Source organism: Thalassobacillus sp. CUG 92003, assembly GCF_013618635.1.
In the GTDB taxonomy this organism is placed as follows: domain Bacteria; phylum Bacillota; class Bacilli; order Bacillales; family Halobacillaceae; genus CUG-92003.
Genome location: NZ_JABLSJ010000016.1, coordinates 25,417 through 49,922 on the forward strand (window position 1 = coordinate 25,417; position 24,506 = coordinate 49,922).

Consider the following 24,506-nt stretch of genomic DNA (forward strand, 5'->3'; position numbering starts at 1 on the left):
TGTTTCTTCATGTATCATATAGCTAACTGATATATATCTTTTTGATACATGGAGGTGAACGTAATGAAAGAAAGTCATACTAAATACGCTGTACTCGGCCTATTGACCACCGGCTGCCATACTGGCTATTCTATCAAGCAAATGATTGATGGGAGTTTAAACCATTTTTGGAAAATCAGCTATGGTCAAATTTACCCCACCTTAAAAAAGCTGACCGATGAAGGGCTGGCAACAGCAAAAGATACGGCGCAATCGGGCAAACCTGACAAAAAGGAATATGCGATCACGTCTGCTGGCAAAGAAGCTTTGCAAACATGGCTGCAATCACCTGTGGAGACCCTTTCAACAGAAAAAAACGAATTTTTATTGAAGTTGTTTTTCAGCCGCCACCAGCCTCACGAAACCACCCTGATGCATCTAGAGCAATACTTAGCAAAGCTGCACGAGCGGTACGAAACCTATCAAGCGATCGAACGCATGATCAACGAAACGCTCTTTGACAAACAGGATGCTGATTATTGGTTAATCACACTGAATTACGGTAAAAAAACGACGCAAGCCGCCATCGAATGGTGTGAGGAAACCATCCAATACTTTAATAATTAGGAGGAGTACCCATGAAACCGTCGATTTTCACAGGGCGTTATACGTCATGTCAGGAAGACGATGTCGTTGTTTTTATCATTGGGATGCGGGTCAATAAGCGGTGGGCTGTCCATAAATGGCTCCCTGTGTTCGCAGCCATGCCAACGATGATTCGAGAGCTTTCTATTCAAAAGGAACATGGATGTTTATCGATGGAATCCTTCTTTGGCCTGCGTACCACGTTAATGGTCCAGTATTGGCGATCCACAGAAGACTTAATGGCCTACGCACGAGGCCCAAAACATGCCTCTGCCTGGAAACGATTCAATCAAAAAGCGAGAAACAATGATGCGGTCGGCATCTACCATGAAACGTACAATGTACCAAAAGGATCGTATGAAAGTATCTACGCCAACATGCCGCAATACGGACTCGCCAAAGCTATCGGGCATCACCCCATTACCCCGTCCCTGCACACAGCCCGCCAAAACCTTGACACACATAAAACATACTAGCCATTCTGATCACTGTTTTTACTATCTCACTATAATTTAATCCATTGATTCACTAAGCCGTTTCGCCATCATGTGATCCGTCATTTTATAGCCCATTTGTTCATAAAGAGAAATCGCATGCTGATTGTGAGCGAAGACATGCAAACGGACTTGTTTGACGTTATTAGCACGACAAAAGGAGTCGACCGCTTGGATGGCCCCTTTGCCGAACCCCTTACCGCGATGCACCTCTTCCACTTCTATATCATAAATGAAAGCATCCTGAAGCGTGATGTTGAGCCACAAAATGCCGACATCACCTTCTTTTTCATCGTGAAGCTTGAATAGATGATGCTGCTTTGTATGTACTCCGTCAGGTAATAACGAATGAAACTGCTCATCGGCAAGGCGAGGAGCTTCATCGTCTTGCCAATTTCCCGCTTTTACATGTTCATCGGCGTAATTTTTTACTGCGTATTCGCGGTATTGTTGGAAATCAGCGTCTGTCATCGGTTTTAACAATTTGGTCATATCTATCTTCCACCTTTCCTTTTCATATGTAAAATTCGACGGGAACTGTCTATTTTCCTTCACTGAACGTTTCATCTAACACGGGGTTATTTTATTGGGAAAGTTTTTTGGCATGGGATATAGAACTCACAAAATAACAAAAAACAGGCCGCCTCAAACATTCTGAGACGGCCTGCTTTTTGTTTTATGTTACTGTGCTTGCGCTTCATTTGCTTTCTTTCGTTTCCTTAACTTTCTCTTCTCCACTTTCACTTCCTGGTTCGCTGCTCGATAGAACGAGTAGCCCATCAGAAGGACTATCACGGAGAACGGAAAGGCGGCAATAATGAGCACATTTTGTAAGCCCTGTGTCCCGCCAAAGTACATAATGACCGCAGCCATTGCTGACAGGCACAATCCCCACAAAATTTTCACCATGCCTGAAGGGTTGATTGACCCATCCGTCGACAACATACCTAAGACAAACGTAGCCGAGTCGGCAGACGTTATGAAAAAGATGGCGATGACGAATATGGTGATAAACGACATGAGCGCTCCAAGCGGATAATGCTGTAGAACGGCGAACGTAGCGGTTTCTTTCGGATAATCCGAGATGGCTTCAAGGCCTTGCTGCTGGATGTCCAATGCTGATACACCGAACACCGTAAAGAAGATGAAGCAGACGATCGCGGGTACGAATAAAACCCCGAGCATAAACTCTTTGATCGTACGACCTTTTGAAATCCTGGCGATGAAGATACCGACGAATGGTGACCAGGAAATCCACCAGGCCCAGTAAAAGATTGTCCAGCTGTTAATCCAGGAGCGATTTTCATCGTTTAATGGGGCGATCCGAAAGCTCATATCAAAAAAGTTCGTAATATAACCCCCGACAGAGTGGGTGAACATGTTCAATATATACAATGTCGGACCGACGATAAGAAGCATGAACATCAGCACAAATCCAAGGATCATGTTGACGTTACTCAAGTGTTTGATCCCTTTGCTTACACCGGACCATGCCGAGAAAATGAATAACACGGTCGATATAACTAAAATCGTCAGTTGGACGCCGTAATTACTTGGAACATTAAACAGATAGTTAAGTCCTTCGTTTATTTGAGCCGAACCAAATCCTAGCGTGGCGGCCACACCCACGACTGTGGCAACGACTGCCAGGATATCAATGATTTGACCGAGGGGACCTGCCATCCGTTTTTCCCCGAGTACAGGTCTCAGTGTGGCACTGATCAAACCCGGATACCCTTTATGAAACTTGAAGTAGGCAAGCGCCAATGCGACGAGCGCGTAAACCGCCCACGCGTGAATGCCCCAGTGGAAAAAGGCGAATTGCAGTGATTCTTTGATGGCTTGAGCGGAGCCCTCTTCGGCGTTCGGGCTGCTTTTGAAGGCGTGGGAAATCGGCTCAGCTGTCGTCCAGAATACCAGCCCCATGCCCATACCTGCACTGAATAACATTGCAAACCAGGTGGGAAGCTTGAATTCGGGCTTGTCGTTTTCCTTTCCGAGCTTTATTTTATTGAATCGTGAAAAGATCAAATAAACACAGAACGCAAGCATCACCATAATAATTAATAAGTAATACCAGCCAAATCGATTAGATATAAACGCGGTGGCACTAGACGTCACGCTTTGCAAATTCTCCGGAGCCACTGACCCCCATAGTACCACGAGGCCGCACACAGCTAGCCCGTACCAAAAAACGAGTGTTGCATTTTTCATATACTCACCTCTCATATAGATTTTTTTAATGAAAAAAATGCTTGTACTTCAGCCGGAATTCTTCAACATTTTCACATGTTACATACGTCAACTAGGAATTGCAAATCCACTTCCCCATTTTTTGTAAAGGAAATTGGCTGATTGACCCCCACTTTTCTATTCATCTGCTGAGCACTTTAAACCCCGCCATGACGCATTTCTATCTCACTTACTCTGTTAATCTGACAAAAAACCAGAAATTACAATAAATTTTTTATCACGCACGGATAAAATTCGGTTTATTCATAAAGTAGATTTCGAGAGTACGACAACGTTTCGCCTTTCTTACGAGGGTGAACGAGGCCCGGCAATGAGAAGGCGTCGGCATAGGGAAAGGTTGTTCAGTGCCAACTTTATAAAAAAAACAAATAGTTGTCACTGAACGTTACTGAGCTTCACTGAACGTCACTGAGCTATCTCAATGCCACTGAATGCCACTCAGCGAGTTTGGTGATCTTCACACGGCATTGTTACGATTTAAAGTATCGTCAACAAAACAAGGAGGAATTGACATTGCCAAAACACCAGATTCCCATTATCGATACTGACATTCATGAACGTGTCCAATACGAGGATATTCTAGATCGGTTGGAGGAACCGTTCAGACACTATATTGCTAATTGCCATTGGATTCAGGAAAAACATATGCCTTATACTCAGCCATCCGTGGCCGGAGTTGACCGGGCTGACGCTAAACTGCCTGATGGACGGCCTGCCGGTTCAGACCTTCCTTTCATGCAGGAGCAGCTGTTAGACGACATCGGGCATGAAGCTGGCATCCTAACGAGCGCCCTTGACCCATCCCCGTCATCGATGCACGGGTGGCATGAAATGGCCGCTGCGTTAGCAACGGCTTATAATGACTGGCAAATTGAAACGTGGCTCGATAAAGATGAACGCATTTACGGGTCTGTTCACATTGCAGCTCAAGAACGAGACGCAGCGGTGAAAGAAATTGAACGCGTAGGTCCGCATCCTAAAATGGTCCAGGTCCTGCTTCCGATCGACGACATTATGTGGGGCGACCCCTACTATCATCCGATCTTCGAAGCGGCGGAAAAGCACAACTTGATGATCGGCATGCACCATAATGAGCCGCCTGTTTATTACGGGAAATGGCCGCGCTATTTCATCGAGTGGCATACCTTGATCCCGACGGCTCACATGAAGCAGATTACCAATCTCATGTTCAACGGAGTGTTCGAAAAGTTTCCAAACCTCGGGTTGATCATGATCGAAGCCGGTTTCACTTTCATTCCGCACTTGATGTGGAAAATGGACCAACAGTATCGCGATTTACGCCATGAGGTCCCATGGTTGAAGCGGAAGCCGAGTGACATTATGAGAGAACAGGTTCGCTTTACAACACAGCCTGCCGAGGAGCTGACGAAAAAAGAATTCATGTCCTTGATTGAGCAAATGGGGTCAGATGAGATGCTCTGTTTCTCAACAGACTACCCGCACTGGGACTTCGATGCTCCCGATCGCGCTTTGCCGAACATGGACCCAGAACTGAAGCAAAAAATATTTGCTGATAACGCCAAGAACTTTTATCCGAAATTGCCGAACCCGAAGGAGGGATAATCGATGAAAGAACAAGTTGTATGTAAAACGTCGGAAATTCAACCGGGTGAAATGATGAAGTCGACGTTCGGCAAACAAAATGTTTTAATTTGCCGAACGCCTGATGGCGATTTTCACGCCTTTATGAACCAATGTATTCACCAGGGCGCGCCGCTCGATAAAGGCATGATGTGCGGTGCCACCACTGAATCTAGTGAACCCGGCGATTATCAATACTGTCATCAGGGTGAAATTTTGCGCTGCCCCTGGCATGGAAGAGAATTTGATATAAAAAACGAAGGCAGAATGCTCGCGAACCCGGACAAAAAGATTCCAAGTTTCAAAGTGCGCGTTGAAGATGAAGACGTGATCGTATATAAATAACCACGCAAGAAGGTGATACCCATGCATAATACAGAAAATATAGACGATACCATTATCATTGGCGGAGGTCCCGCTGGATTGTTTGCTGCCTTCTACGGCGGCATGCGGGAAATGTCCGTCAAAGTCATCGACAGTCTGCCACAGCTGGGAGGCCAGCTGATGGCGCTGTACCCGGAAAAATATATATACGATGTGGCCGGATTTCCTAACGTCTTAGCTAAAGATCTGGTCCATCAGCTTGAAGAACAAGCGAATCAATTCGACCCAGCGTATTGCCTGGAAGAAAACGTACAAAACGTCGAAAAACTAGAAGAGCAGCTCTTCAAAGTCACCACCACTAAAGACGTTCACTACGCCAAAACTGTGTTGATCACCAGCGGCGCAGGGGCGTTCCAGCCGCGTCGTCTCAAGCACGAAAGAGCAGCCCAGTATGAAGGGAAAAACCTGTTCTATTCCATTACGGATTTAGAAGCGCACAAGGGCCAACGCGTCTGCATTTCAGGAGGCGGTGACTCCGCAGTCGACTGGGCACTTATGCTCGAAGGAGTAGCGGATGAAATCACGCTCGTTCACCGCCGTAACCAATTCCGAGCCCATGAACACAGTGTCAATCAATTGAACAATTCCAGCGTGCAAGTCAAAACACCTATGATGATCGAGGAACTAGTCGGCACCGAAGAGTTTATCAACTCCATCGTGCTTAAAGAAAATAAAGGCGAGTCTTCCGAGAACCTTGATGTTGACTCATTGATTGTCAACCATGGCTTTTTATCGAGTCTAGGAGCCATTAAAGAATGGGGCCTTGAGCTTGATAAAAACTCCATTGTCGTCAATCAGAAGATGGAAACCAACATCCCCGGTATTTACGCAGCCGGAGATATCACCACCTATGACGGTAAAGTGAAATTAATCGCAACTGGATTCGGCGAAGCTCCCACGGCCATCAGTCAGGCAAAACATTACATTGACCCGGATACGAAAGTCCAGCCGCCTCATAGCACTCGCGTGTTAGGCGGAGCATAAACGCGTGCATCTCCAAGGGGATAAAAGCAGCGCATCCGGAACATGGGCGCACGATTTGCTTCACATTTTCATTAGCTTTTTGAAAATCAGTCCCCTCACCTTTGGGGGCGGGATTGCCATGATTCCTCAAATAGAAAGTGAAATAGTGAACAAAAGAAACTGGCTGAGCAGCGCCGAATTACCCAATATCCTAGCGGTGGCGCAATCCGCACCAGGCTCCATCGCCATCAATGCCGCTATTTATATTGGTTATACTGTAAGAGGCGTATGGGGATCACTTGCCGCGATGTTCGGCATGTTGTTACCGGCGAATCTGATTATTATCCTATTAACCTACTTGTTTCTTACCTATCACAACCTGCCCATGGTACAGGATGCGTTCCAAGGTATTCGCCCTGCCATTATTGCGCTCATTTTATTTGCTGCCTTTAAAATTGGCCGTCATGCGATTCAAGATCGGTTAACTGCCGTTTTGTTTATCTTGGCGGTCAGTCTGCTGGTAGGGCTTGCCATATCTCCTGTTTTTATGATTATCGGAGGCGGTTTAATCGGGTGGATGCATCATTTATGGAGCCGTAAAAGGGGTTAACGTTTATGACGATGCTCTATCTGTTTCTCGAGTTTTTTAAAATAGGCTTATTTGGCTTCGGCGGCGGTTATGCCATGATCCCTCTGATGGAACAAGCCGTCAGAGACCACGAATGGCTATCCCAACAGCAATTCACCGATATTATCGCAATCGCCGGATCATCTCCCGGGCCGATTGCTGCGAATTCTGCTTTATTTATTGGCTATCAAACTGCTGGTGTGTGGGGAGCCATCATCGCAGCGGGAAGCAACGTGCTTCCCTCTTTAATTATTGTGCTCGTGCTGATCAAATTGATCGCCCGCCACGCTGACACCCACATTCTAACGTCCAGCTTATATGGGATACATCCCGTGATTACAGCACTTATTCTCTATGCCGGCATTCGGATGGGTATTCAAATCGACTTGTTTTCCTTATCAGCTGACTACTCCCAGTATGTCATCATGCTTGGAGCACTAGGGTTGTTGTTTAAAAAGGTCTCCCCTGTTTGGGTCATTAGTCTGGCGGGAATTATAGGAATGGTCATTTACGGAATATAACGAAGGAGGTCATGACATGAAAGTAAAACAGATGTACATCAATGGTACCTGGCTAGATGCACAGAACGGGGAACGACGTACCATCATCAACCCTTACAATCAAGAAGCCATTGCAGACGTACCTGAAGGGGATGAAACAGACACCCAGGCAGCCATTGACGCTGCCCGAACGGCTTTTGATCAGGGCGAATGGCGCCAAACCCCTGCATCTGACCGCGGACGCATTGTTTTAAAAATAGCCGAATTGATTGAACGCGATAAACAAGAATTGGCTGAACTTGAAACATTAGATTCAGGTAAAACCGTCAGTGAAAGTTTGGATGATATGAGCGATATCGCTGAAGTGTTTCGTTACTATGGCGGTCTTGCCGACAAAGACGGTGGTGAGGTCATCGAATCTCCTATTCCTGATTCGAGAAGTAAAGTCGTGCGGGAGCCAGTCGGCGTTTGCGGCCAAATTACACCGTGGAACTACCCGTTACTCCAGGCTTCATGGAAACTGGCCCCAGCTTTGGCAGCAGGCAATACCATCGTTATTAAACCAAGTGAAATCACACCGCTTACGACCATTAAAGTAACGGAATTGATTGAAGAAGCTGGCGTTCCTCAAGGCGTCGTCAATCTCGTCTTAGGTGCCGGAGCGAAAACCGGTCAATTGTTGGCTGAAAGTCATGCCGTTGATCTCATATCGTTTACCGGGGGCATCGAAACGGGGCGCAAAATCATGACCGCCGCTACGGGGAACTTCAAAAAGATTGCGCTGGAACTAGGCGGTAAAAACCCTAACGTTGTCTTTGCAGATTCCGACTTCGAAACCGCGCTCGACCAAGCTTTGAACGCCGTCTTCTTTCACGCTGGCCAAGTCTGCTCTGCAGGGGCACGCTTGATTATCCAAGACGACTTGCACGATCAATTTGTTGAAGCGTTAGTGGAACGCACCAAACGAATCAAGCTTGGCAGCGGCTTTGAGGAATCAACCCAATCAGGTCCGTTGATATCCCGAGAGCACCTCGAAAAAGTTGAGAATTACGTTAAATCTGGAATAGAGGAAGGCGCCAACCTGTTAATCGGAGGGAAACGACCTGAAGACCCAGAGCTGCAGAACGGTTTCTTTTTCGAACCGACAATTTTCACTGATTGCGATGCTTCCATGCAAATTGTACAAGAAGAAACCTTTGGCCCGATTTTAACCATTGAACGCTTCCATTCCGAAGAAGAGGCTGTCCAACTCGCGAATGACTCCATTTACGGTTTGGCCGGAGCTGTCTGGACCACAGATATTCGCAAAGCCGAAAGGGTCTCCCATCAATTAAGAATGGGCACCGTATGGATTAACGACTTCCACCCTTACTTCGCCCAAGCGCCATGGGGAGGCTATAAATCCTCCGGCATCGGCCGTGAACTCGGCAAACAAGGGCTTGAAGAATATACTGAAGTCAAGCACATCTTTGAAAATACCCATCCGCAACCGCTTCATTGGTTTTAATAACAGACAGGCTGCCTGGCATGATTTCACCCCTCATGCCGGGCAGTCTATTTTTGTAATAACTTCCTCTATAGGCCATTATCCCTTACAAATCGTATGGCGTCCGCATTTACTAATAGATGACAGTAAATTGAAAATAGGTGATAACGTATGGTAAACGATATATTATACTGGTCCGACCTCCCATATGGCGGCGAAGACCATCCGCCGCATGACCCCGTCGATCCCGAAGCAGGCTCATGGCCAACCTTTTATTTAACACGAACCGGCAACCGATTCGCAGGTCCTCGAGGCCCGATCGATTTCAAAGTGCGCCACCCCGATACCATTGATTGGCGAGAGCAATTACACCTCGTGCACGAAACCATCGCCAACTTGACCAAAAAACAAATCCAGATCGCAAAATACTGGGGAACCGGCCCCGCCACAAAACAATGGACCCCGATCATCGACCGACTCATTGACACATACAACCTCACGCCCACACGAGCCGCACGCGTTTTAGCCGCCGTCCAGGCAGGCATCAACGATACGTTCGTCGTCGTCTGGCACTATAAGTACCTGTGGAACATCGCCCGCCCGAATCAATATGACCCATCCCTAGCGCCCGTGCTATGCACACCACGCTTCCCGACCTATGTATCAGGGCACGCCTCGATCTCCGGCTGCGCCGAAACCATTTTAAGCTACTTTTTCCCAGGCGAAGCCAAACGCCTAAAAGCCCTGGCCGAAGAAGACGCAATATCCCGACTATACGGCGGCGTACACTTCCCGATTGATAATGATGAAGGCCTCTCATTAGGAAGACAAATTGGCACCATCATTACCAAAGAACTGGCACGCCAGCGCGATAAAGAAGGGAATCGCATCGACACACCATTCCGAACCGATTTAAAAGCTGAATTGCAGCCACCGCCTTACACCCAGGGCATTCCGTATGAGTTTGACAACTCCTGCAGTTCACGAACGGCTCAAACGGAGCGCCCCCATACTGATGGCCCTTCGCATCCGAGACTCTACATTTAATGATGGGGCACTATAACCGACCAAATAAAGATCAGAATCGCCCATGCTGGGGGCAAAATCGCCCAAGGTGGACGTAGAACCGCCCATGCGAGGACGAATTGCCCAAGCAGTGGGGATAACCGCCCAAATAGAGTTCACAATCGCCCATGTTGAGTGCAAAATCGCCCAAGGCAGGCGCAGAACCGCCCATGCGAGGACGAATCGCCCAAGTAAGACGAAAAACCGCCCATGCGGAGCCGAAGCTCACTTAATCTGTGGTCAATCCTATCTTAATCCCTAAACATAACGGCTAGAGCGTCAAACAACTGCTCTAGCCGTTATGTTTCATTAAGAACGCTTTTGCCATATAAAAAGCACTGACGGTAAAAAATTGCTGGATATCTTGTTGAGCAATCATTCCCTCGACTTCATCGAGATCGACCAAATGAACATCGATAAACTCAGTCGGGTCAAGCTCCTGTTCGTAATTATGGTACGCGTCCACTATAAGGTACGAGATGACTTTATTCGTTTGGGTAGCGGGGTTTACAAAGAATTCACCTAGTAAATGGGGAGCCTGTTCAGAAACAAAACCAGTCTCTTCTCTGACTTCCCGCATAACTGCATGGTCATTTGGCTCCTCGCCTTCTGGTTTCCCGGCTGGGATCTCTAAAAAAAAGTCCTCACCTGCCTGGCGATACTGCTGCACAAGTACCACCTGGTGAGCCTTCGTCAGAACAATCGCATTCACCCAATCGGGATATTCATTCACATAGTAATCGTCTATGATTCTTCCATCTGGCAGTTCACACGTATCTTTTCTTATGTTTCCAAATGGGGAATTAACCACATAGTTCGATTCTAACGTCCTCCACTTACTCATTCGTAAGCCTCCTCCTTATCTAATGTTATTTATCGTTACCCTTTCGCTCATTCATAAGCCTCTTTAAGTTGGCGTTGATATTATTAAGACTCAACAAGATAAACCCCAGCATGACGAAGGAACGCAATTCTTCTTCGATATGTGAATAGTGAGCGGAATGCTGCAATCTTCTAATGCTTGCAATAAATAGTCAGGGTATTCGACTCTACAATAAAATAGCCTGTTACACTTATTTGTAAACTTTTCCATTTCTTTCGAGGAAGGTTTATACCCTTCTCTTACGATCTTCATAAACTGTTGCAATTCATCAGGAAGATGCGCCTTTTCAAACGTTTCTCTTTCCTCCAGGCACTTTTGCCAGTGAGCAATACCGCTATGTAATATGAGGCTCTTTGTTTTGTCTGGATATTCCAAAGCAATGTTTGCGCCTAAAATTGTACCCCAAGAATGACCCAGAAGATGGAATTTGTTTAAAGCTAATTCTGACACGATCGCATTAAATTGTTCCATAAAATCCTTTATATGTAACGAGCTGAAATGTCCGGACCGCGTTGTTTTTCCGCTTCCTAATTGGTCATAGCCTATGACTTGTCTTCGTTCAGCTAAATTAAACAACGGGGTTAACGTGGTAAAGGAGAGTCCAGGGCCACCAGCCAATAGTATAATGGGAGCTGAATCATCGAAGTTATTGCATGGCGTATGGATCTCGTAGTAAGTTTTGTCGTTTTTACTTTCTATTAATCCTTCTTTCTTTTCGACTAAAACCCGCATTTCACTACTCAATGTCCCCCTCCTAGCGACTACTATTTAAATTTGAGACTTATAAACTCTTTTCCATTTTAATATTTTTTTCTATGTAGCCTAATTTTCCATATAAATCTCGTGCAATAGCGTTGTGTGCAAAGACGTGTAGACCTATACTTTTCAATCCGCGTTTCTTGGCTATAACCTCAATTTCTTGCAACGCTTTTTTGCCATAACCTTTTCCTTGATTGCCTTCCCAAATATGAATACTATAAATAAAGCCTTTCTCATGTGTTTTGTGTGCGAGCCAAATCATTCCAACTTCTTTGCTTCCATCCCGGATTGTAAATAGATAATTATTTCCCGTGTCTTGTCCTGCTGGGAGCAACTTTTCATATTCTTCTGCTGCCTTCCGATATGCCTCTTCCGGCTTCCAATTACCAGATTTAATGTGTTCTTCTGCAAAATGTTTAATTGCAAAACCTAAATAGTCTTGGAATTCCCCTGAAGTCATTGGATCCAATTTTAATGTCATTTTTCCCTTCCCCTTTTTAGACAAAAATCTATAATTTTACATCCAACTGGCCAGAATTTGAAAAATACCTACAACAACAGCTAAAGCAGGCCCTAAAATGAAAACGCCTATGAGCAAAGACTTTATAATGTCCCAAATAATAGAGGGTGGTTTACTGTCATTATCGATTTTTTCATTCATATCTTGTAATGATTGATTTATATTGTTTAGTTCATTTAAAATTTGACGTTCTGTTTCTTTTTCCACTGTAGATCCTCCAACTCCCAATTTTTCTCAAAACCATTCAACATGACCTGTTCATTAATTCTTCAACTTGCGCTTGAACATAATCACGCAGCGACAACAGCGCCCCTTCATCCACCCACTCACTCGTTTTTCGTCCTTGATACCGGCTCAGGATGTTTTGAATAACCGGCTTGTATTTAATAGGTAAATAACGGAGCCCCCATTCACCGCCTTCAAGCTTCGAATATACGCCTTCTTCACTTAAATAACGGTAAACCCTCAGAACGTTAAGGGTGCAGTAGACGGGGTCATGCTTAATCTGTTGCAGGCAACTCTGGTAATCTCCCAGAATAGAATCCCAGTAGTGCTCACGAGGAATCTGCGGCAACACCTCATGAATGGCTGCGCCTGTTAAGCAGATACCTCGCTCATTCACGACTGTGAGATGTGCAGCTAAGTCGGTATCTGTCAGCTGTTCATGCATCAAGGCTTCATGGCTCTTCTCATAATGGTCTCTCCAATGTTCGCTGAAATGGTAGTCAAATGGGCTGGGATGACGCCAATTTTCCAGTTGTTCCTTATTGAGAATACTAACCTCTATAGGGAAGGGGTGATTGGAGCGGCGTAAAAACAAGGCTGTCAGCTTTTTAGCTTCCTGTGCGGTCAAAGCTTTCTCAACTACCCCAATCAAATCAATATCGCTGTCTTCCGGGTTAAACCCGCCCATAGCCAGAGATCCGTGAAGGTAGAGCCCTGTAAGGTTACCTGCCAAACTCGTGCTTATTTCCTCTACTAGTGTATGTAAGTGTACATGCATTACTTTCCCCCTCCCATTCTAGCAAAAAATCCCCTTGTTCATGATGGAACAAGAGGAAATTTTTTCTTAAAGACGACGGTTCAATAACGGTTCCGCCACGTCAATCTCTATTTTAGCACACTGGAAATCGTGTTAATTTCAGTTTTCGTTAACGGCTTGGGCTGTTTCTTCGCTCTCTTCTGAGGTTGGTTCGTCCACTTCAGGGCGGGAATTTTTAATAAAGAAAGCTAACACCAAACCGACAACGGCCGTTATCCCTGCGACTACAAAGGATATGTTGACACCATGCACCATACCGGCTACACCATTGCTAGGCTGGGCAGCCGTCGACATAACGGTTACGAGCATAGCGGTGCCGACCGCCCCGGAAACTTGGCGCATGGTATTGTTCATTGCTGTGCCATGCGGAATCAAGCTAACAGGGAGTTGATTCAAACCAGCTGTAGTCACGGGCATCATGACCATCGCCACCCCTAGCATCCTGACAGCATTGACGACTGCTAAATACGTGAACGTCGTTTCAGGGGTCAAATCAGTGAACATAAAGGTGGTCACAGAGACGATGGCGAGCCCGATTACAGCGAGCCATTTCGCGCCGAATTTATCGAACAGCCGGCCAGTCACCGGGTTCATAATTCCCATGATCAACGCCCCGGGCATTAACATCAAGCCGGACTCAAATGCTGTGAAACCTAACATATTTTGCATAAGAAGCGGGAGGACTGTCGCTGCCCCGATCATGGCAATAAAGACAATCATCCCGAGGGCTGTCGTCAAGGTGAACATTTTCTTCTTGAATACGCGAAATTCGAGAATCGGTTGTTTTAATTTAAGCTGTCTGAGAATGAACCACGTCAGAGCAAGTGCGCCAATTATCATCGAAATGACGACTTCTTGACTGCCCCAGCCATGGTTGCCCGCTACACTGAATCCGTATAATAACCCACCAAATCCTAATGACGATAGTATAATAGATAAAATATCAACCTTCGGATAGGTTTGTTTGGTCACATTTTGTAGGATGTAATAGGCTACGATAAAGTCGACGATCACGATAGGGAGAATCACGTAAAACAAACTTCTCCACGGAAACTGTTCCACCAGCCACCCGGATAACGTCGGGCCAATCGCTGGTGCAAACGAGATGACGAGCCCGAACATGCCCATGGCGGCCCCTCGCTTTTCGACAGGGAAAATCAAGAACAGGATCGTTTGCATGAGCGGCATGATGATGCCCGCTCCGGAAGCCTGGACAATCCGACCGACCATTAAGATCGGAAAGTTAGGGGCGATCGCACAAATCAAAGTGCCGCCTGCGAATAATCCCATTGCCGAAAGAAACAGTGCTCTCGTTGTAAATCGTTCAATTAAAAAGGCCGTGATGGGAATCATCACGCCATTGACTAGCATAAAAATGGACGTCAGCCACTGAGCCGTGCTCGCTTCCAGGTTCAAATCCCGCATGATATGAGGCAATGCGGTTGCTAGCAGCGTCTGGTTTAATATCGCCGCAAACGCCCCAGAGATCAGCACTAGCATCAGGGGGACTTTATTAAAAGATTCCAAAGATTGTTCAGAATCGTTAGTGTTCGTCATAGTTTCACTTCTTTCCATATACGTATAATGATTAAGTCGAGCTCTTTGCAAGCCCCGTTTTCAGCAAATCTAATTCGACTCGATATTTTTTCATAGCTTCCTCGATCGTCAATTCCTTAGACAGGCTATGAACCAAATTATGGAACATCACCGCGGTGACAATCTGCAAGACATGATATAACGCGTCCTGATCAGAAATGTTCAAATGCTCTATATCAACTAATTGGAAAAGGTCATCGTAATGGTTGCTGAACGTTCCTTCACTCAAAAAACGTGTGAACGTGTTTTCAATTTTGTAATTCATATTCAATACGACATTACGGATAAAATTGCTCTGGCCTCTATCATGCGAATATTCCAAAACGGATTGGAACATATCGGCCATGGCTTTAAACAAGTCGCCATCATGATGCTTTAAATGGGCAATGAAATGCTCATACCGTTCTTTTGCATGTTCGTTCAATAAATAGTAAAACGCATCTTCTTTATCTTCAAAGTATTGATAAAAGCTGCCTCTCGGAATCCCGGCTTCATTCAAAATATTTGCGATCGATGCCTCGTAGAGCGAAACACGGGAAAATTCCGATTTAGCCGCCGCTATCAGGGTTCGCCGCTTCTCTTCCTTCAAATTGAAAAACGTCGGTTTGGGCATTTGCATTCCTCCCTCCCACTCAAATGTGACACGGTGTCATATGATAACAAAAACTACTATAAGTGACAGCGTGTCACATGTCAATCCAGACAGGTTTAAATAAGCCTTGAAGGATATAGAAAAATATGTAACGTTTATTGAGAGAAATGAATAAAGGAGTGATTGCAATGTTTAATTTAGGGAGCGTCTTTATCCCTGTAACCAATCTCGACACAGCTAAGCAATGGTACGAAGACAACTTAGGCGTCATAAAGGTAGATGAATGGTCCAACGGAGACGATGAGGGAGCTGGCTACTGCTTCAAGAACGGGGCTGCAGGCTTGGCCTTAATTAAAGTAGAAAAACCACAACCGACGGAATTCACAATTAAAGGACGCAAGAAAAATGTCTATTTCAATTTTTCTGTGGAAGACATCGACGCTGCGCATACACGTTTAAAGCAGAACGGCGTTAATACCACGGACATCGAAGATCACGGTGATATGAAAGGCTTCGATTTCTTTGACCCGGATGACAATGCGTTCAGTGTGGTCAGCGAATCAATCCACTCCCCTTACCATCACGCCAATATAAAAAAACGCCAGGAGGAGAAAACGTAATAACAAGCAAAAGCTCAGAGTGCTATTAAAGCCAGCTCTGAGCTTTATCATTGATCTGTCATTCTTCGAAATTCATCGCGCTTCACTCCCATTAATATGGAGTCATGGTAGGCGCCCTCATAGAATAAATCTTCTCTGATGCAGCCTTCTTCGATAAAGCCTAATTTTTTGTAAGCCTGCTTACCTCTTTCGTTATAGGCGAAGACATCCAAACCCACTCGGTTTAAATTCATGATATCAAAGCCGAATTCCAATAATAGCGACATCGCTTCCGTTCCGTAACCATTTCCCCAATAGCCCTTATCGAAAATGGAAATTCTCACGATCGCTTTCCGATTCTGATGGTCAATATCCAACATGGCGATATCCCCGATCATCCCGTCAGTTTTTTGTAAACATATGACCAGATCGATTCTGCTTGCATCGGTTGAAATGCGCTCAAACCAATTCTGGACGCCTGAGCGGCTGAACACAGCTTGCGTGCCAGTAAGACGTCGCCCTTCTTTATCCCAGAGCGCATGCTGATAAAAGAAATCCAAGTCCGCTTGTTCAATCGGTCGTAAATAGACGCGGGGGCCTTCTAAAAACTTGATAGGTTGTGATCGTTCTGTTTCGCTCATGCCTATCCCTCCTCTCATGAATTTACGTTACAGCGTCCTGGACTAAACCTATATGGAAAGAATCACTCAGAAGCATTATCGCCATAAAAAACACTGATTATCTAGCGTTAATAGATAATCAGTGTGCGTGTCATTATTTATTCCTTAACATAGACCAGTTTCTTAATTGTCTCGGGTGAAAGAAAATAAAGGTCTGCTAATTGATCAATGGATTGTCCATTCTTGTAACGCTGTTTGATTTCTCGGTTCCGCTCATTGATCCGCTTTCTTTCTCCAGAACACGTTCCCCATTCTTGATGCATGGCTTTTGGTTTCGGAATATAAAGGGTTTCTCCTTGAATATATTTCTGGAGTTCCGTTATGAGTTCTTTGGGTAAAACCTGGTTTGCGTTCACATATTTCATGTCAGCCAGCTCCTTATTTGTTTTGTTATCTACTAAATAAGGTGCAAAGCCTTCATGATTAGAAATATGCGGTTACAAAGGCGAGCTGAAAAAATCCCCCCTCATGCAAAGTGCCGCCTTCTAATCATAGGCTTTGCATGAGATGCTCCCGTTTTCGTCAACGCGGCTGCTAGCAGCATTTTTTCACATCCTTTATACCGGCTATTTCATATAGTATAAATCAATTCAGCCTTACTTTTCACGGTTTTTGCGCATACAAAATATGTAATATAGGCGTGAATTGAAAGGACTCCACCGCAAAACCGCGTTGCTCCAACCATCGGATAAGCCTAGAGCGATCAGCATAATACTCATCCAGGATCGCTTCAACCGCTTCCGTGTTTCCTTCCCGCTCATACTCAGCGAGGACAGCTTCTTTTGCTGATTCGTCTTCAAACATTAAGTCAGCGATGGCTATGCGACCGCCTGCTCCTAATATACGATCCATTTCACGTAATGCCAGTTCTTTTTCCTCGTCCGGAAGGTGGTGCAGCGCATAACTCGAGACAATGAACTGGACGTCATCATCCATGATAGGAAGCGAAAGGAAATGCCCCAGACGCACATCTATCTCCGGATGTTTTTCCCCGCAAACCTTCAACATTTGCTCGGACTGATCAACCCCGATCATCGGTATGCCTTGGGACAGGAATTTTGCCGCCAAATTACCTGTGCCTGTTCCTAGATCAACACCCTTTTCTCCCGGCACAGCCTGCACAAGCTCCACCACTTTTGCTAAAGCATCGTGATAGTAAGCATGAACATTGAAGCGATAACCGGTCGTTTTGATGTTTTGATCATAAGATGCAGCCTGGTCATTAAAATTCCATTGATCTTGCCAGCTGCTACGTAGTCCTTTCATCGTTTTCAGCTGATTGGACAGGGTGAATAAATCCTCGGTTGTAAGGTGGTTCTCCTGCTGTTTAGCCAGCATGTCATCTACCGTCTTAATCATATCTTTGAGTTGCAGCCACTCTTCATACAGGGCTGATCGTTGCAAATCAAGGTACGTATTGATTTCATCTTCTCCTTCTAACGCATCTTTGATGTCTTCTGTAGACATACCGACTTCACGCAGCGCCAAGATGGTTTGCAGCTTCCACAAATCCTCCTCCTGATAATAACGATAGCCATTTTCACCTTTTTCAGGATGAAGGAGGCCTTTTTCTTCGTAAAAACGAATGGTCCTGGGCGTTGTATTCAATGCGTTAGCTGCTTCTGTGATTTTCATGCTCATATCTCCCCTTTCCTGTATGAGTATAGACGTTCACGCTACGTGAAGGTAAAGAGTAAATTCAAAAAAAGCACAGAGCATCCCTTCTGCTCTGTGCTCACCTCTTGTCAGACTTTATCTTCCGACTGCACAATTTTATCAATCAACCCATATTCCAACGCTTCCTCCGCCGTCATGAAGTAATCGCGATCGGTATCTTTTTCTATTTTTTCAAGTGGTTGATCGCTCCGATCAGCCAGAATCTTATTCACACGTTTACGCATCTGAATAATACGACGAGCACTGATCTCAATATCACTGGCCTGGCCTTTTGCCCCGCCAAGCGGCTGGTGAAGCATCACCTCGCTATTTGGCAAAGCAATCCGCTTACCTTTCGCTCCTGCTACAAGCAGCATAGCGCCGAACGACGCTGCAAAACCAGTGCAAATCGTTTGAACATCCGGCTTGATAAACTGCATTGTGTCATAGATGGCAAATCCGGCAGTGATAGAACCGCCCGGACTGTTGATGTACAACGAGATATCTTTATCCTTATCTTCAGCTGCCAAAAATAACAACTGGGCCACAATACTATTGGCCACTTCATCATTCACTTCTGTGCCAAGAAACACAATTCTGTCCTTCAGTAACCGCGAATAAATATCATACGATCGTTCGCCGCGATTGGTTTGTTCCACGACATATGGAATCACATTAGCCATTCTACATAACCCCTTTTCCTATGCCGCGAATGAAACCTCCTCCGTCAACGTTGTGAACAGAGCGAACCTCTCTGACCGATAAAATGGCATGACCACTGATTTTCCCTGTTTTGTTTGGATTGTTACAAGCACGTATGAAGCCTCTGATCCTGCAATCGACTGAATGATCATCTGTGGGTTAAACGTTGACTGAACCTGATGATCACCCATACGCGGGGCTCCGATTTCTTTTTGGAAAAGGTCGATAAGTGTTTCAGGTTTGCCTGTTTGGAAGGCGGTGATATACGTCGTGACGTTATCATCATCCGAATAACTGACAGCCTGATCGTTCCCTTGTTTTATTTTCCTGCGCGCTCGGTGAAGAACCGCCTTCAGCGCCCCCTCCTTCGACCCGATCATGTTTGCCGCTTCTCGTACCGAATAGTCTAATCCATCTACGAGCAGCATCGCGATGCGCTGTTTTGGCGAGAGTTCCTGCAGTAATAACTGCATGCCCTCCACCAAAGCCTCTGAGTCGCTTTCTTTTCCTACCGGGAGTTCGGAAACATCTTCATGAAGGTCTTCAGGTGGCTTGCGCTTTCGATGCCCATCCACCCACGCATTGTAGGCAATTCGAAATAAATAGGATTTGGATACGGGACGAAAAGTGGTTGACCAACGCTTAAATGCCTTAGCCAATGCTTCCTGCATCAAGTCTTCTCCGTCCCAGCTAGATGTCGTCAGGGAACAGCAATAATGCTTCAAGTCCACCATGTACGGTTGAACAGCGTTTTCGAAGATTTCATTCGCTTCCTTAGGAGCGTTTTGAACAAGCGGCCGCATTGCAAATGCCTCCTTTATTTTGCCTTTCAGTAGTATAAACGAAAAATGAGAGCCAAAAGATACGAAGCCCGGAAAAAAAGTTGAAATAAGCTTATACGTACTTTTCCATGCGGATATCTGCCCACATTTTATTTTGCCAGAAGGTGAAATCTGCGATACGCCCGATTTCTTTGTAGCCCAGCTTCTGATATAAATGATGAGCATTCTGATTAAATTCAAACACGCCCAGCTCAATACGTCTGAGACCTTGTTTTCTGACTTGCTCCTCTAAAAACTGTATTGCCTTAAAGCCGATCCCTTTGCCTCGGCCTTCAGGTTCCCCAATCGTAATGCCTACCCACGCTGTTCCCGGTACTTTTTTATAGAGATGACCTGGATCCACCATAAAGTTCATTTCGCCGATGAGCTGATCGTCCAAATAGATCAGGTAGATGCGATGGTTATTCAGACGTTCGATTAAATGATCCAAGGTCATGGTTACCGGTTCTTCTACTTCTGACTGACTTTGGTTCGGGCGCGTCAACGGAATCAAGGTACGATCGTTTTCCCACCGATTAAAAGCGTCCGCATGCTCCTGGGTCGGTTCAGTTAATTCGATGAATGACGTACGCATGACAACCTCCTTTCTGAAATCGTCAGGGAGATACAAACGTTTCCTGAATGCATTCATATTGCTCCCACTGTTTCATTGTATTTAGAATAAGCTGCTTTAAATCACGTATTCTGACTTCATCGCATTTATCTTTATTTAATAAATCGCACAACGCAATAAGGTCGAGCAATTTTGCTTTCTGCAACCATTTATCTGGTAAGACCCCGCCATGATCGAGGTAGCTTGATATGAATGACGGCAGGAATGCACTGTTCGTTGGATTCTCGTATCTTAAGATATTACCTATATCCATTAAGGGGGATCCGCTCATCGCAAATTCCCAATCTAAAATGGCCGTGATGTCCAGTTGGCTTCCCCGCTCCTCGACCAAAATATTCAACGGATTAAAATCGCTGTGCACTAACGTGTGGTGCTGCCCGAGGGAATCGATCAGATACGCTTGTTGGTTAGCGAACGTAAGCACATCCTGAGAAAGCTCGTGCCCCGCATGCTTCGCAACGTGTCCTTCCTTAATCATGTCCTCTATGAAATTGATAAATTGATGGCGATCCATTGTTATCGTGTCGTTGATCATTAAATTTTCATCCAAAAAACCCGAGGAGGGGAATGTAACGTTATGTATGCGCGCTAACATTTTTCCCGTTTCGCTGGCAGCCCTATTCGTGTGCCCTGGAGTCTTGTCCATCACCTCAGATAACTGACGACCGGGCACCCAGCTTAATAATGTAAGCGGCGCTTTAAATGTTGAACAGGAAAAATCAGCGTAAAGCACTTCAGGGACCGGAACTCTCCCCTTCATTTCTTTTAAAACGGCGGTCTCGACTGCCATGCTGGTATCCGGCTTACTGTTTATACGAAGCACATATTTTTCCTGGTCACGGGTCGTGATGCTTACATTCGAATGAGATAAGCCGCCGTTTAAAGGAGTTATCTGTGTGATCTGCCGCCCCTTTAAAACAGGCTGCAGCATGTGGCTCACTGTTTCCACGTCCGGTATGATCCATTCATTGGAACGTTCCCAGCCTGCCTTCATCTTACCCCTCCATTTTAATCGTTTACATCTAATATAGCACGTTCAAAAAAAATGACCAGCCCCTTCTCTAAGGGACCGGTCCTGCCCATCACGATGATACGGCTTCTTCTTGATGATCCTCTGTCTGATTGATAACGGACGTGCCCACGAGGTCGCCTGTCACATTTAACGCTGTCGCGCCCATGCCGACCAGGGCATCAATCGACGTGAGCACGGCAACGACTTCAATCGGCAGCCCAACCTGCGTAAACACCGTCGCAATCATCACAATCCCGGCTCCCGGGACACCCGCGGTTCCAATTGAAGCAAGCGTCCCTACAATGACGATGGCAAGCAAGCTAGAGAAGCCAAGTTTGGTATCCGTATAGTTCGCCGCAAACACAGCCGACACCGCGATACGTATAGCCGCTCCGTCCATATTGATCGTCGCACCAAGCGGCAAACTGAATCCATACAAGCTCTTAGACAACCCCAGTCTATCTGCCGCATTCAACGTCACCGGCAACGTACCCGAGCTGCTTTGCGTCACAAACGCCGTGATCATCGGCGTACGTGCCTGAGCAAAAAAGCGTCTAGGGCTCACTTTGAAAAGCATCATGATCAAAATATAAATTCCGATTTGGACAAACAAGGCAATATAAAGCACACCCACCATATTACCTAAAGATAAAATAGTATCCATACCTTGGTTGCCGATGGTTTCCGCTATAATGGCAAAAATCCCGATCGGCACATACTGAAGAATGGCATTCATGATGACAAACGTCGCTTCGTTCAACCCGTTGATCACCTTATACACATGCTCCCCAAGCGCAGCGTGCTCTTTAGAGCCACGCAAAGCCGAAATCGCAATACCAAATACAAACGCCGTAAAAATAATCCCGAGTAGGTTCATCTCATTGAAAGCCGTCACGATATTGTTCGGCACAATATTCAATAGAACACTCGCCACACCAGGATGCTCATTCGCTTCTATCGAGTCATCTGCCTGCTGCGTAACCCCTTCGCCCGGCTCCATGATACTGGCCACTATCAACCCGATCGTAATAGCCAGAGCCGACGTCGCAAGATAATAAAGGAACACCTTGCCCCCCATACGACTCAAATTACCCAGCCGCGTCTGGTTCACACCAACGATCAAGGTGAACAGAATCAGCGGAATAATGATAAACTGCAGCAAACGAATCAACAAATCGCCAAACGGCGCTAATACAGCTGCATCCTCACCAAAGATAAGACCTACAATAATACCAATTACAAGTGCCACCGTAATTTTAACAATTAACGACACATCTCTATAACGCTTCCACAACGCGCTCATTCACATTCCCTCCCTCTAAATATTAATCCCTACTATTCTAATCGGATTTTTACGCCCAGGTCAAAATATCCGTCTTATTACTACCATTAACGTTGCCCACAAAAAAGAAACCCATGCATGTGCGTGGATTTCTTGTTGGTTGGGGGAGGTCGGTCCTCGCTTGGGCTGTTCTCCACCCTACTTGGGCGATTGCGGCTCTATTTGGGCGATTCTTGCCTTTGCTTGGGCGGTTTTTCGCCTTACTTGGGCGATTATGGTCTTCTGTCAAGAAAGTGGACACTTCTTTAAGAGGGATAATCCTTTGAACCATCATCAACATCGTCTATGTTCCCAGACTAAATTTGACCCTAGTATATATAAAACGTATTAAGGGACATACCAGGGATATTATTAAGCTAAAAGAGATATAGGTTTTTCTTTATAACTCCTCTCCCATTGGTTAGGCGATTTATAACCAATTGTGGAGTGCTTTCTTTTGGCGTTATAAAACATCATAATATATTTCCATACTTCCCATTTTGCTTCTTCACGCGTCTTGAAGCGGGTTCTGTATATGAGCTCTTTCTTAATTGTCGCATGGAACGATTCAATACAAGCGTTGTCAAAGCAGTCTCCTTTTCGGCTCATACTGACTTGAATATCATGTTCATTTAAACGTTCAATATATTCTTTTGATGTGTATTGGCTGCCACGATCTGAATGATGAATTAACGCTTCAGTTGGCTTTCTCATCATGATAGCTCTGTCTAGTGACTGTAATGCCAGTTCTTTTGAGAGGGTCTGACCAATACTCCAACCAACAATTCTGCGAGAAAACAAATCCATAATACTAGCTAAATAAAGCCACCCTTCTAAGGTCCAGATATACGTGATGTCCGAAACCCACACACGGTCAGGTGCTTCGGAATAGAAGTTACGCTTTAATATATTTGAATAAATCGGGTCGCTATGATTTGAGTTCGTTGTCTGTATATAGCTCCTCTTAGGAACGGCACGAAGGTCCATTTAATTCATGTATCGGCCTACTGTTTTCTCGGAGATACTTACCCCGTGGTCATGTAGCTCATCCGTGATTCTTGGACTACCATATACGCCTCGGTTCTCTTGAAAAATTCTACGTATCATCTTCAAGATTTTTTGCTTCCTATCTTCACGATCACTTGGTTCGTTCAATATCCACTTATAGTAGCCACTTGTTGAGACGTTAAGGATTTCGCACATCTTCACAATTCTGAACTCTTCACGATGTTCAAAAATAAACGTAAATCTTACTTCTTTTGATTCATGAAGATGTGCGCCGCCTTTTTTACGATTTCATTCTCCTCTTCCAACTCTTTTATACGATCTAACAATTCCTTCTCACGTTTTTTATGTTCGCCAGGTGTAATATATTCAAGCTGTTCTGCTTTGGCTTCCTTCTCTTTACGACATTCTCTTACCCACCGATTCATCGTTTTATATGGAACATCCATCTCCCTGGAGACTTCTGAAGCTTTTCTCCCTTCATCGACTACCAACTTCGCTACATGATCTTTAAACTCTTTATCATAACTTCTCCCCATTATATAAACACGCTCCATTCTTTTATTAATTCTATCTTAAGAATTCTCTCTGAAGCATGTCCACTATTTAAACTAACTCTAGTTTCACGCTTCACTTGGGCGATTCTCACCTCTACTTGGGCGGTCCTGCCAGATCTGGGCGCACG

At 45.3% G+C, this 24,506-nt stretch carries 27 protein-coding genes and 1 pseudogene; 10 read left to right on the forward strand and 18 right to left on the reverse strand.

Annotated elements, in window-relative coordinates; genetic code table 11:
* Positions 1-63: 63 nt before the first annotated feature.
* Complete coding sequence (locus HOP45_RS18415; protein ID WP_181350854.1) at positions 64-606, forward strand: PadR family transcriptional regulator; 543 nt, start codon at positions 64-66, stop codon at positions 604-606.
* 11 nt (positions 607-617) lie between these two features.
* On the forward strand, positions 618-1,100 hold the full coding sequence (locus HOP45_RS18420) for a DUF4188 domain-containing protein (RefSeq protein WP_181350855.1): 483 nt from the start codon (positions 618-620) through the stop codon (positions 1,098-1,100).
* A 36-nt stretch (positions 1,101-1,136) separates the two neighbouring features.
* Here HOP45_RS18420 and HOP45_RS18425 read toward each other — a convergent pair whose 3' ends face one another.
* Both HOP45_RS18425 and HOP45_RS18430 read right to left on the reverse strand, forming a co-directional pair.
* On the reverse strand, positions 1,137-1,610 hold the full coding sequence (locus HOP45_RS18425; RefSeq protein ID WP_181350856.1) for a GNAT family N-acetyltransferase: 474 nt from the start codon (positions 1,608-1,610) through the stop codon (positions 1,137-1,139).
* A gap of 189 nt (positions 1,611-1,799) precedes the next feature.
* Positions 1,800-3,332: a BCCT family transporter gene (locus tag HOP45_RS18430; protein ID WP_181350857.1), complete on the reverse strand. Its 1,533-nt coding sequence runs from the start codon at positions 3,330-3,332 to the stop codon at positions 1,800-1,802.
* A gap of 552 nt (positions 3,333-3,884) precedes the next feature.
* Here HOP45_RS18430 and HOP45_RS18435 point away from each other — a divergent pair.
* From HOP45_RS18435 to HOP45_RS18465, 7 genes are all read left to right on the forward strand, one after another.
* On the forward strand, positions 3,885-4,955 hold the full coding sequence (locus HOP45_RS18435) for an amidohydrolase family protein (RefSeq protein ID WP_181350858.1): 1,071 nt from the start codon (positions 3,885-3,887) through the stop codon (positions 4,953-4,955).
* Between the two features lie 3 nt (positions 4,956-4,958).
* On the forward strand, positions 4,959-5,318 hold the full coding sequence (locus HOP45_RS18440; RefSeq protein ID WP_181350859.1) for a Rieske (2Fe-2S) protein: 360 nt from the start codon (positions 4,959-4,961) through the stop codon (positions 5,316-5,318).
* Positions 5,319-5,339: 21 nt separating this feature from the next.
* Positions 5,340-6,341 (forward strand): NAD(P)/FAD-dependent oxidoreductase, encoded by a 1,002-nt coding sequence (locus tag HOP45_RS18445; RefSeq protein ID WP_181350860.1) that lies wholly within the window; start codon positions 5,340-5,342, stop codon positions 6,339-6,341.
* Positions 6,342-6,345: 4 nt separating this feature from the next.
* Positions 6,346-6,930, forward strand: coding sequence for a chromate transporter (locus HOP45_RS18450; protein ID WP_181350861.1), 585 nt, complete (start codon positions 6,346-6,348; stop codon positions 6,928-6,930).
* Between the two features lie 5 nt (positions 6,931-6,935).
* On the forward strand, positions 6,936-7,469 hold the full coding sequence (locus HOP45_RS18455) for a chromate transporter (RefSeq protein WP_181350862.1): 534 nt from the start codon (positions 6,936-6,938) through the stop codon (positions 7,467-7,469).
* A gap of 16 nt (positions 7,470-7,485) precedes the next feature.
* Positions 7,486-8,955: a betaine-aldehyde dehydrogenase gene (gene betB / locus HOP45_RS18460; protein WP_181350863.1), complete on the forward strand. Its 1,470-nt coding sequence runs from the start codon at positions 7,486-7,488 to the stop codon at positions 8,953-8,955.
* Between the two features lie 150 nt (positions 8,956-9,105).
* A complete protein-coding gene (locus HOP45_RS18465) occupies positions 9,106-9,981 on the forward strand; it encodes a vanadium-dependent haloperoxidase (protein ID WP_181350864.1) in 876 nt (291 codons plus the stop codon).
* A 310-nt stretch (positions 9,982-10,291) separates the two neighbouring features.
* Here the strand turns inward: HOP45_RS18465 and HOP45_RS18470 are convergent, their stop codons facing one another.
* The 7 genes from HOP45_RS18470 to HOP45_RS18500 all read right to left on the reverse strand — a co-directional run bounded on the left by HOP45_RS18470 (position 10,292) and on the right by HOP45_RS18500 (position 15,412).
* Positions 10,292-10,843 (reverse strand): NUDIX hydrolase, encoded by a 552-nt coding sequence (locus HOP45_RS18470; RefSeq protein WP_181350865.1) that lies wholly within the window; start codon positions 10,841-10,843, stop codon positions 10,292-10,294.
* Positions 10,844-10,933: 90 nt separating this feature from the next.
* Complete coding sequence (locus HOP45_RS18475; protein WP_181350866.1) at positions 10,934-11,626, reverse strand: alpha/beta fold hydrolase; 693 nt, start codon at positions 11,624-11,626, stop codon at positions 10,934-10,936.
* Between the two features lie 37 nt (positions 11,627-11,663).
* Positions 11,664-12,122 (reverse strand): GNAT family N-acetyltransferase, encoded by a 459-nt coding sequence (locus tag HOP45_RS18480; RefSeq protein ID WP_181350867.1) that lies wholly within the window; start codon positions 12,120-12,122, stop codon positions 11,664-11,666.
* 36 nt (positions 12,123-12,158) lie between these two features.
* Positions 12,159-12,368: a hypothetical protein gene (locus HOP45_RS18485; RefSeq protein WP_181350868.1), complete on the reverse strand. Its 210-nt coding sequence runs from the start codon at positions 12,366-12,368 to the stop codon at positions 12,159-12,161.
* A 37-nt stretch (positions 12,369-12,405) separates the two neighbouring features.
* Positions 12,406-13,164 carry an aminoglycoside adenylyltransferase domain-containing protein gene (locus HOP45_RS18490; RefSeq protein WP_181350869.1) on the reverse strand — a complete coding sequence of 253 codons (759 nt, stop codon included), beginning with the start codon at positions 13,162-13,164 and terminating at the stop codon, positions 12,406-12,408.
* A gap of 138 nt (positions 13,165-13,302) precedes the next feature.
* Positions 13,303-14,760, reverse strand: a complete 1,458-nt coding sequence (locus HOP45_RS18495; RefSeq protein WP_181350870.1) for an MDR family MFS transporter — start codon at positions 14,758-14,760, stop codon at positions 13,303-13,305.
* Positions 14,761-14,791: 31 nt separating this feature from the next.
* Positions 14,792-15,412, reverse strand: coding sequence for a TetR/AcrR family transcriptional regulator (locus HOP45_RS18500; protein ID WP_181350871.1), 621 nt, complete (start codon positions 15,410-15,412; stop codon positions 14,792-14,794).
* Between the two features lie 167 nt (positions 15,413-15,579).
* Between HOP45_RS18500 and HOP45_RS18505 the strand changes: the two genes are divergently transcribed.
* Positions 15,580-16,011, forward strand: coding sequence for a VOC family protein (locus HOP45_RS18505; protein ID WP_181350872.1), 432 nt, complete (start codon positions 15,580-15,582; stop codon positions 16,009-16,011).
* A gap of 47 nt (positions 16,012-16,058) precedes the next feature.
* Here the strand turns inward: HOP45_RS18505 and HOP45_RS18510 are convergent, their stop codons facing one another.
* From HOP45_RS18510 to HOP45_RS21125, 9 genes and pseudogenes are all read right to left on the reverse strand, one after another.
* Positions 16,059-16,631 (reverse strand): GNAT family N-acetyltransferase, encoded by a 573-nt coding sequence (locus HOP45_RS18510; RefSeq protein WP_181350873.1) that lies wholly within the window; start codon positions 16,629-16,631, stop codon positions 16,059-16,061.
* Positions 16,632-16,768: 137 nt separating this feature from the next.
* Positions 16,769-17,035, reverse strand: a complete 267-nt coding sequence (locus HOP45_RS18515; protein ID WP_181350874.1) for a CD3324 family protein — start codon at positions 17,033-17,035, stop codon at positions 16,769-16,771.
* Between the two features lie 238 nt (positions 17,036-17,273).
* The gene (locus tag HOP45_RS18520; RefSeq protein WP_181350875.1) at positions 17,274-18,305 is read right to left on the reverse strand and encodes a MerR family transcriptional regulator; all 1,032 of its coding nucleotides are present in this window, start codon (positions 18,303-18,305) and stop codon (positions 17,274-17,276) included.
* A gap of 110 nt (positions 18,306-18,415) precedes the next feature.
* On the reverse strand, positions 18,416-19,009 hold the full coding sequence (clpP, locus tag HOP45_RS18525) for an ATP-dependent Clp endopeptidase proteolytic subunit ClpP (RefSeq protein ID WP_181350876.1): 594 nt from the start codon (positions 19,007-19,009) through the stop codon (positions 18,416-18,418).
* 18 nt (positions 19,010-19,027) lie between these two features.
* Positions 19,028-19,831 (reverse strand): RNA polymerase sigma factor, encoded by an 804-nt coding sequence (locus tag HOP45_RS18530; protein ID WP_181350877.1) that lies wholly within the window; start codon positions 19,829-19,831, stop codon positions 19,028-19,030.
* Between the two features lie 91 nt (positions 19,832-19,922).
* Positions 19,923-20,444 carry a GNAT family N-acetyltransferase gene (locus HOP45_RS18535; RefSeq protein ID WP_181350878.1) on the reverse strand — a complete coding sequence of 174 codons (522 nt, stop codon included), beginning with the start codon at positions 20,442-20,444 and terminating at the stop codon, positions 19,923-19,925.
* Positions 20,445-20,466: 22 nt separating this feature from the next.
* Positions 20,467-21,477, reverse strand: coding sequence for a phosphotransferase family protein (locus HOP45_RS18540; RefSeq protein ID WP_181350879.1), 1,011 nt, complete (start codon positions 21,475-21,477; stop codon positions 20,467-20,469).
* An 88-nt stretch (positions 21,478-21,565) separates the two neighbouring features.
* Complete coding sequence (locus tag HOP45_RS18545; protein WP_181350880.1) at positions 21,566-22,798, reverse strand: dicarboxylate/amino acid:cation symporter; 1,233 nt, start codon at positions 22,796-22,798, stop codon at positions 21,566-21,568.
* 390 nt (positions 22,799-23,188) lie between these two features.
* Positions 23,189-24,360: pseudogene (locus HOP45_RS21125) on the reverse strand (IS3 family transposase).
* Positions 24,361-24,506 lie beyond the last annotated feature (146 nt).